This is a genomic window from Vibrio sp. 5S239, assembly GCF_041439575.1.
GTDB classification, from domain to species: Bacteria; Pseudomonadota; Gammaproteobacteria; order Enterobacterales; family Vibrionaceae; genus Vibrio; species Vibrio kanaloae.
In genome coordinates this window covers 1-4594 of sequence record NZ_JBGOOM010000033.1, presented here as the reverse complement: position 1 = coordinate 4594, position 4594 = coordinate 1, and the positions used below count along the sequence as shown (strand labels likewise).

General features: G+C 42.1%; 3 protein-coding genes and 2 pseudogenes. 3 read left to right on the top strand and 2 right to left on the bottom strand.

All coding sequences use genetic code 11. From position 1 onward, the window contains the following. Positions 1 to 1085: 1085 nt before the first annotated feature. From ACED48_RS19095 to aroG, 3 genes and pseudogenes are all read left to right on the top strand, one after another. Positions 1086 to 1235 carry a hypothetical protein gene (locus tag ACED48_RS19095; protein WP_017058642.1) on the top strand — a complete coding sequence of 50 codons (150 nt, stop codon included), beginning with the start codon at positions 1086 to 1088 and terminating at the stop codon, positions 1233 to 1235. Between the two features lie 126 nt (positions 1236 to 1361). Continuing rightward, positions 1362 to 1481: pseudogene (locus ACED48_RS19090) on the top strand (putative quorum-sensing-regulated virulence factor); the annotation flags it as partial. Between the two features lie 309 nt (positions 1482 to 1790). Continuing rightward, positions 1791 to 2843 carry a 3-deoxy-7-phosphoheptulonate synthase AroG gene (gene aroG / locus ACED48_RS19085; protein WP_017058641.1) on the top strand — a complete coding sequence of 351 codons (1053 nt, stop codon included), beginning with the start codon at positions 1791 to 1793 and terminating at the stop codon, positions 2841 to 2843. A 116-nt stretch (positions 2844 to 2959) separates the two neighbouring features. Here aroG and ACED48_RS19080 read toward each other — a convergent pair whose 3' ends face one another. Together ACED48_RS19080 and cpsB are read right to left on the bottom strand one after the other, a co-directional pair. Then, positions 2960 to 4417, bottom strand: coding sequence for a phosphomannomutase/phosphoglucomutase (locus ACED48_RS19080; RefSeq protein ID WP_017058640.1), 1458 nt, complete (start codon positions 4415 to 4417; stop codon positions 2960 to 2962). Positions 4418 to 4432: 15 nt separating this feature from the next. Beyond that, positions 4433 to 4594, bottom strand: a pseudogene (gene cpsB, locus ACED48_RS19075) (mannose-1-phosphate guanylyltransferase/mannose-6-phosphate isomerase); the annotation flags it as partial.

Genomic DNA, 4594 nt, shown 5'->3' with positions numbered 1-4594 from the left:
ATCGACACAGAGGAAGATATTTGTGCTTGTGTCCGGCACTCACCATCCACTCAGCATAACCAAAACGCATGCGTTTTCCGTAAAATCTATTGGGCACCACTGGAGTGACAATCGACACAGAGGAAGATATTTGTGCTTGTGTCCGGCACTCACCATCCACTCAGCACAACCAAAACGCATGCGTTTTCCGTAAAACCTATTAGGCACCACCGGAGTGATAATCAGCATAGAGTGAGATACTTATGCATGTTTCCGGTACTTTCCATCCGCTCAGCATAACCAAAACGAATGCGTTTTACCGAAAATTAGTGGAGTTCTCCTGACGTGATTTTGGGCATAGACGCAAAGCATAGTGGATTAACGTAGCCGAGACTCTTCTCTTTCACGCATCAAAACGCATGCGTTTTCCGTAAAATCTATCAGCAACCATCAGAGTCATGAACGACACAGAGGAAGATATTTGTGCTTGTGTCCGGCACTCACCATCCGCTCAGCACAACCAAAACGCATGCGTTTTCCCGAAAATCATCGGAGTTTTCCTGACGTGTTTTTGGGTATGGACGCCAAGCATAGTGGATTAACATAGCGAAGCCTCTTCATTTTCACACATCAAAACGCATGCGTTTTCCCGAAAATTAGAGATGTTTTTCTGACGTGCTTTTGGGCGTGGACGCAAAGCATAGTGGATTAACGTAGTCGAGCCTCTTCACGTTCATGCATCAAAACGCATGCGTTTTCCGCAAAACTAGGTGGAAGTTATCTACAGGTGTTGTAGAAATTAGACGAAGGGCAATAGCCGATGAGCCCCTGTAATAGAAAACCCCGATGATTTTTAAGAACCAACGGGGCAGATGATGAACCTAAGCACTTATAAGCATATCATTGAGTTGAATCAGATGGAATGTAATTGAAATGACGGAAGTAGGAAGTACTAACCGTATGAATGAATTATGCTCAAAATCTACTTGGTATGTTGTACTTTCCTTTTGCAGATAAGTTGGGTTCTTTCACCGTTCCGATTGCTCAAATCACCGGAGCGGTATAAGTGGATGGGAAGAAGATAGAGAGTAAGAAAGCCTAAATTTATGAAGCAGTTATATGTTGCGATGACTAGACCCAAGCAGCTAGTTGGTGTAGCCATAGATAACTCTAGGTTTCCAGAAGATAAGCGAGATATTGCGCTTAAGAATGGTTGGAATGTTGTTGATCTAACTGTTGATAATCAGCGAGGCTAATCATTACAAATACGCATTCACTGCGTATTTGTGTCGCAATATCTGCCATTACTGAGAAGGCTTATTTACAAACTGAGGTTTGATGATGTGATGTCGCTCTTAAAATTCAGAAGAAATGTGCTAAGTTTATGGCTTGCTAAGAAGGGCTTCCCATCTGGTGAGCTGGGTGACTTGTTAAAATTGTGTCTGGCCTTGAAAATCGAAGGACTTGATAGTGTCGTCAAGCCATTGAAAAAATGTGAATAAATCTAAGCTCATGCTAATAACGTGAGCTTTTTTATTATCCAGCTTCAAAATATTCTATGACTAGGGCGGAGTTTGAAAAATAGCGGGTCCTACTTTGATATAAGTTTCGTCATTTATAGGGTGTAAACTAATTTATACGGGGTGTTGTTTATGTAAAACACAAAAAAAATTGCCTTTTTTTTTAATTAGTGATTGAAACTAGAGTTTTTACTAGTTAAGTTACAGGGAACAAGAAGATTAGTGCTGATGGAAAGTTACGTGAGACGACGTACATTCAGCTCAAGGATAGAAAATAGGAAGAAGTAAGCAATGTTTCAGACTGATGATGTAAGAATTAACAAAGTAAAAGAATTATTACCCCCTGTTGCTGTTTTAGAGAAGTTTCCAGCGACAGAAACTGCTTCTTCTACAACCTTTGAAAGCCGTAAAGCCATTCACGATATTCTAGAAGAAAGTGATGATCGCCTGTTGGTGATTGTTGGCCCATGCTCGATTCATGATCCAGAAGCGGCTCTTGAATACGGTAAGCGTCTAAAAGTACTGCGTGACGAACTTGGCGATAAGCTTGAAATCGTGATGCGTGTTTACTTTGAAAAGCCACGTACAACAGTGGGTTGGAAAGGCCTAATCAACGACCCATACATGGATGACACTTTTAAGCTAAATGACGGTCTTCGTCTCGGACGTAAGCTACTGCTGGACCTAACGGACCTTGGTATGCCAACAGCAAGTGAATTTCTTGACATGATCACACCTCAATATGTGGCAGACCTGATAAGTTGGGGGGCAATTGGTGCACGTACTACTGAATCTCAAGTTCACCGTGAACTTGCTTCAGGTCTATCTTGTCCAGTTGGTTTCAAAAATGGTACAGACGGCAATATTAAAATTGCAACAGACGCGATTCGTTCGGCAAGTGCTTCGCACCACTTCCTATCAGTAACAAAGTACGGTCATTCTGCAATTATTGAAACGGCAGGCAATCCTGACTGCCATATTATTTTACGGGGCGGTAAAGAGCCAAACTACAGTGCTGAGCATGTAAGTAAAATAAAAGAAGAGCTAGCTGCATCAGGCCTCCCACAGAAGGTCATGATCGATTTCAGTCATGCGAACAGCTCTAAGCAGTTTCAACGTCAAATTAATGTGTCTGATGATGTAAGCACACAAATTGCGAATGGTGACAAAGCCATTTTCGGTGTGATGATTGAATCTCATCTTGTTGAAGGTCGCCAAGACTTAGTGGACGGCAAAGCTCCGACATATGGTCAGTCTATCACTGATGCGTGTATCGGTTGGGAAGATACTGAAACAGTGCTTCGCCAGTTAGCGAATGCAGTGGAAGCTCGCCGTAATAAGTAGGTTCGTTGCCAAAAGGTAGGCCAAAAATTACAAAGCCCTCGTGAATGTAAACGAGGGCTTTTTACTGCGGCTTACTTTTTATTGGACGCTGTTTTAGTTTGAGCTATCTGCTTTTTTTAAACGAGAAAAGACAACAATTCATCGACTTTCTCAGCGAGCAATTTCGGATCCTTTCTGGATTCTACGTTCAAGCGCATTAATGGTTCTGTGTTTGACATCCTTAAATTGAAACGCCAGTTACTCATTTCAACACTGATGCCATCGATATCACTGATCGTCAACGCGCTATTCTTGTAGTGATTGAGCACGTTTTCGATGACTTGTTTTGGAGCTGAGACTGTACGATTTATTTCACCCGACGATGGGAAGTTACTAATACTTGCTTGGGTGAGTTGATAGAGAGATCGCCCTGATTTTGATATTAGCTCAATGATAAGTAGCCACGGAATCATGCCTGAGTCGCAATATCCAAAGTCACGAAAGTAATGATGAGCACTCATTTCACCGCCATAAACCGCATTTTTATTACGCATTGCTTCTTTGATAAGAGCGTGTCCAGCTTTAACAGCGATAGCGTTCCCATCAAGTTTATTGGCCACTTCAATCGTGTTCCATGTTAAACGCATATCGTGTAACACGGTTGCATTAGGCTCTTTGAGTAAGAATGCTTCGATTAGCAAGCCAACAATATAATAGCCTTCTATGTAGCGACCTGTTTCATCAAAAAAGAAACAACGATCGAAATCTCCATCCCAAGCGATACCAATGTCAGCGGCATGCTTTAAAACCGCTTCTCTTGTCGCGTTTTGATTCTCAATTATTAACGGATTAGGGATCCCATTAGGAAACTTAGCGTCTGGTTTATGATTAACCTTGATCAGCTTTATTGGGACACCAAGATTTATAAAACGGCTTTCTAGCGCATCAATAACATGTCCTGCAACACCGTTACCTGCGTTAACCACAATCTTCATTGGTGTGAGTTCGAAAGGATTTATATAAGAGAGCAAGTGATCTACATAGGGAGCTAATATACTTATCGATTTAGAGCCGGTGTAGTGCTGAGGTGCTAGGTTAGCCTGGAACCTGTAATTAGGTGTATTACCATCAGTGTTATTGCTATTACATGTTTTACCTAAAGCCTCAACTCTCCGTTTGATCGCATTTAACCCACTATGTTTGCTGATTGGGCTCGCATCAGCTCCTACCAATTTCATGCCGTTGTAATTGATTGGGTTGTGGCTTGCGGTAACTTGCACCCCGCCAATAGCATTAAGATGACGGGTAGCAAAATAGACTTCTTCAGTCCCTGTCACTCCTAAGTTTACGACGGTGATACCAGACTCGATTAAGCCTCTTGTCATGGCGTCTTGTAATGAAATGGAAGTTTCGCGGTTATCACGGCCAATCACTACCTGAGCTGAGTCATCGAGTGACGTTTCAGGTGAAGCAAAAAGTACGTGTTCGCCAAATGCCTTTCCAAGCAGAAAGGCGAGATGTTCATTGATTTGTTCACCAATGATGCCGCGGACATCGTTGTTTTTAAAGCAGCTAAGGTCTAATGTTGATTTCACTTGATGGTCACTGCTTTATTTCGATTTGTTGATTTGAGATGAATCAGATTGTTCGTATGTCACGCCTCGCCCATAGCTATCTTGATATCGTATTATGTCGTCTTCACTTAAATGGCTGCCGGTTTGTACTTCGATCATTTCGAGTGGCAGCTCTCCTGGGTTTTCTAAGCTATGAAC

What these genes read in the sequence shown, in the direction of transcription:
- ACED48_RS19095 (WP_017058642.1), top strand. Translation starts at nt 1,086, where the DNA reads ATGAAGCAGTTATATGTTGCGATGACTAGACCCAAGCAGCTAGTTGGT.
- aroG (WP_017058641.1), top strand. Translation starts at nt 1,791, where the DNA reads ATGTTTCAGACTGATGATGTAAGAATTAACAAAGTAAAAGAATTATTA.